We start from the raw sequence: 4,140 nt of genomic DNA, 5'->3' as shown, positions 1-4,140 counted from the left end.
AATGCCAGCCCGAAGGCTGGCATTTTTAAATCAGAGAAAGAACAGGATTACGCCTGACCTTTGATCTCTTTACGACCGTTGTACGGAGCTTGTTCACCCAGAGCTTCTTCGATACGAATCAGCTGGTTGTACTTAGCAACGCGGTCAGAACGGCTCATAGAACCAGTTTTGATCTGGCCTGCAGCGGTACCAACAGCCAGGTCAGCGATGGTAGCGTCTTCAGTTTCGCCAGAACGGTGAGAGATGACAGCGGTGTAGCCAGCGTCTTTCGCCATTTTGATTGCAGCCAGAGTTTCGGTCAGAGAACCGATCTGGTTGAATTTGATCAGGATGGAGTTAACGATGCCTTTTTCGATGCCTTCTTTCAGGATCTTGGTGTTGGTTACGAACAAGTCGTCACCAACCAGCTGGATTTTGTCGCCCAGTACTTTAGTCTGGTATGCGAAACCATCCCAGTCAGACTCGTCCAGACCATCTTCGATGGACACGATCGGGTACTGTTTGGTCAGTTCTTCCAGGAAATGAGTGAATTCTTCGGAGGTGAATGCTTTGTTGCCTTCGCCAGCCAGAACGTATTTACCGTCTTTGTAGAATTCAGACGCTGCACAGTCCATCGCCAGAGTGATGTCTTTGCCCAGCTCGTAGCCAGCTGCTTTAACCGCTTCAGCGATTACCGCCAGAGCTTCAGCGTTGGAACCCAGGTTCGGCGCATAGCCGCCTTCGTCACCCACTGCAGTGTTCATACCTTTGGCTTTCAGAACTTTAGCCAGGTTGTGGAACACTTCAGAACCCATACGTACAGCTTCTTTCAGGGTTTTAGCGCCAACAGGCTGAATCATGAATTCCTGGATGTCGACGTTGTTGTCAGCGTGCTCACCACCGTTGATGATGTTCATCATCGGAACCGGCATGGAGTATTTGCCCGGAGTGCCGTTCAGTTCAGCGATGTGTGCATACAGCGGCAGGCCTTTAGCAGCAGCTGCTGCTTTGGCGTTCGCCAGGGACACAGCCAGGATGGCGTTTGCACCGAAGTTGGATTTGTTTTCAGTACCGTCCAGATCGATCATGATCTTGTCGATGCCAGCCTGATCTTTAGCATCTTTACCCAGCAGAGCCTGAGCAATCGGGCCGTTAACAGCTGCAACAGCTTTCAGTACGCCTTTACCCATGAAGCGGGATTTGTCGCCATCGCGCAGTTCCAGTGCTTCGCGGGAACCAGTAGAAGCACCTGACGGAGCTGCTGCCATACCAACGAAACCACCTTCCAGGTGTACTTCGGCTTCAACAGTCGGGTTACCACGGGAGTCGATGATTTCACGACCGATGATTTTAACGATTTTGGACATTAGGTTTTCCTCAGTACAAGTTAAACTAAAACTCCAGACAAACAATGCACCCTGATGGGTGCATTGCCGTTCTAACTTTTTACTTCTTACTTCGCCTGACGCTTCTGATGTTCACTGGCGGCTTTCACAAAGCCGGCGAACAGCGGGTGCCCATCACGTGGCGTGGAAGTAAATTCCGGGTGGAACTGACAGGCCACGAACCACGGATGATTCGGTACCTCAATGATCTCGACCAACTGATCATCACCGGAACGGCCTGCAACACGCAGACCCGCAGCTTCAATCTGTTTCAACAGCATATTGTTGACTTCGTAGCGGTGGCGATGGCGTTCAACAATTGTCGGCGTACCGTACAGTTGACGAACCAGACTCTCATCGCTCAGCTGACACTGTTGCGCACCAAGACGCATTGTGCCACCCAGATCGCTCTTCTCGGTACGGACTTCGACGTTGCCGTCTTCATCACGCCATTCAGTAATCAGGGCCACCACTGGGTACTTACAGTCTGGCACAAATTCTGTGGAGTTGGCGTTGTCCATTCCCACGACGTTACGAGCAAACTCAATCAACGCAACCTGCATACCCAGGCAAATGCCCAGATAAGGAATATTGTTCTCACGCGCAAAGCGCGCTGTCGCGATTTTACCTTCAACACCACGGTAGCCGAAGCCGCCTGGGATCAGGATTGCATCAAGACCTTTCAGGATCTCAACGCCGCGCGTTTCGACATCTTGCGAATCAATCAGCTTGATGTTGACGGTGACACGATTCTTCAAGCCACCGTGCTTCAGCGCTTCGATAACTGACTTATAGGCATCCGGCAGTTCAATGTACTTGCCGACCATACCAATAGTCACTTCGCCTGCCGGATTCGCTTCTTCGTAGATAACCTGTTCCCATTCTGACAGATTCGCTTCCGGACAGTTCAAGCTGAATCGTTTACAAATATAATCGTCAAGGCCCTGGGATTTCAACAGGCCCGGAATTTTATAGATGGAATCGACATCTTTCAGAGAAATCACCGCTTTTTCCGGAACGTTACAGAACAATGCAATTTTTGCACGTTCATTAGCCGGAACTGCGCGATCGGAGCGGCAAATCAGGATATCTGGCTGAATACCGATAGAAAGCAGCTCTTTTACCGAGTGCTGAGTCGGTTTAGTTTTGACTTCACCTGCCGCCGCCATGTACGGAACCAGCGTCAGATGCATAAACAACGTGTGCTCACGGCCAATTTCTACGGCCATCTGGCGAATCGCTTCAAGGAACGGCAGAGATTCGATATCCCCAACGGTTCCGCCGATTTCAACCAGAACAACATCATGACCTTCGCCGCCTTCCAGAACGCGTTCTTTAATGGCATTCGTGATGTGCGGGATAACCTGAACGGTCGCGCCCAGGTAGTCGCCACGGCGTTCTTTACGCAGCACGTCGGAGTAGATACGACCGGTGGTGAAGTTGTTACGGCGGCTCATTTTCGTACGAATGAAACGCTCATAGTGACCCAGGTCCAGGTCGGTTTCAGCGCCGTCTTCGGTAACGAACACTTCCCCGTGTTGGATAGGGCTCATAGTACCTGGATCGACGTTGATGTACGGATCCAGTTTCATCATGGTTACATTGAGGCCACGGGCTTCAAGAATGGCTGCCAGGGAGGCTGCGGCAATGCCTTTTCCCAGAGAGGATACGACCCCGCCGGTCACAAAAATATAGTTCGTTGTCATGCTGGACCTGAGAAGTTAGGGTGAAACGATGGAATTACCAAGACGGGAAAGTAGTATACCCGAACATGACGAGCGCCACAAACTTTCATTATTCCTCCTCTTCACCAGGCTCACATTAACATCGGGAGTGAGAAAATAGCCCCTTTGGGGTAAATGTTTTTGACGTAAATCAAGCGCTTGTTATTTAAAAAATCACACAAATCGCCCTTGACCGACGAAATCCCTTAGAGATCAATTTCCTGTCGTTTTACCTGTTGCCAGACTTCTTCCATTGTTTCCAGATCAACACCTGTCATTTCCAGACCGCGAGCAGCCACAATTCGCTCAACCTCACGAAAACGGCGCTCGAATTTTTCATTCGCTTTCTGCAAAGCAGTCTCTGCTTTAGTGCCTAAATGACGGGCCATATTGACCGTGGCAAACAGCAGGTCGCCCATTTCCTCCTCCAGTTTAGCCTGGTCAACGACAGCCTGCTTCGCCTCGAACATGACTTCATCGATCTCTTCGTAAACCTTGTCGACAACCGGCCCTAATGTTTTCCAGTCGAAGCCAACATTTGAGCAACGTTTCTGGATTTTCTGGGCGCGCATTAGCGCCGGTAAACTACGGGGAATATCGTCCAGCGCGGAATGTTGTGACTTCTCGGCACGTTCTTCGGTTTTGATTTGCTCCCAACGGGTTAGCACCTCGGTGCTGTTACTGGCAGAAACATCTGCGAAAACATGCGGGTGGCGGCGTTCAAGCTTATCGCTTATCGCAGCACAGATATCATCAAAGTTGAAGCGCCCTTCTTCCTGTGCCATCTGGGCGTAAAACACCACCTGGAACAACAGATCGCCTAATTCACCACGCAGATCGTCGAAGTCTTCGCGCGCAATGGCATCAAGTACTTCATAGGTTTCTTCGAGGGTGTAAGGGGCAATAGTGGCGAATGTCTGCTCTTTATCCCACGGACAACCGTTTTCCGGGTCGCGCAGGCGCTGCATAATACCGAGCAGTCGATCGATTTGGTTCATTGGAATATCCTGAAATTTCAATATAGTAGACCGGATATGGCGACAGCCAACATC

The 4,140-nt window shown here is 50.6% G+C and carries 3 protein-coding genes; all 3 read right to left on the bottom strand.

The annotated features are described in order from the left end of the window. Positions 1 to 47: 47 nt before the first annotated feature. Positions 48 to 1,346, bottom strand: coding sequence for a phosphopyruvate hydratase (eno, locus tag FDX03_RS14950; protein ID WP_003034129.1), 1,299 nt, complete (start codon positions 1,344 to 1,346; stop codon positions 48 to 50). 86 nt (positions 1,347 to 1,432) lie between these two features. Next, positions 1,433 to 3,070: a glutamine hydrolyzing CTP synthase gene (gene pyrG / locus FDX03_RS14945; RefSeq protein ID WP_005130912.1), complete on the bottom strand. Its 1,638-nt coding sequence runs from the start codon at positions 3,068 to 3,070 to the stop codon at positions 1,433 to 1,435. Positions 3,071 to 3,294: 224 nt separating this feature from the next. Beyond that, a complete protein-coding gene (mazG, locus tag FDX03_RS14940) occupies positions 3,295 to 4,086 on the bottom strand; it encodes a nucleoside triphosphate pyrophosphohydrolase (protein WP_048213071.1) in 792 nt (263 codons plus the stop codon). Positions 4,087 to 4,140: the final 54 nt, after the last annotated feature.

The organism is Citrobacter sp. wls827 (assembly GCF_005280875.1).
Taxonomy (GTDB): Bacteria; Pseudomonadota; Gammaproteobacteria; order Enterobacterales; family Enterobacteriaceae; genus Citrobacter; species Citrobacter youngae.
This window is presented reverse-complemented; position numbering and strand designations above follow the sequence as displayed.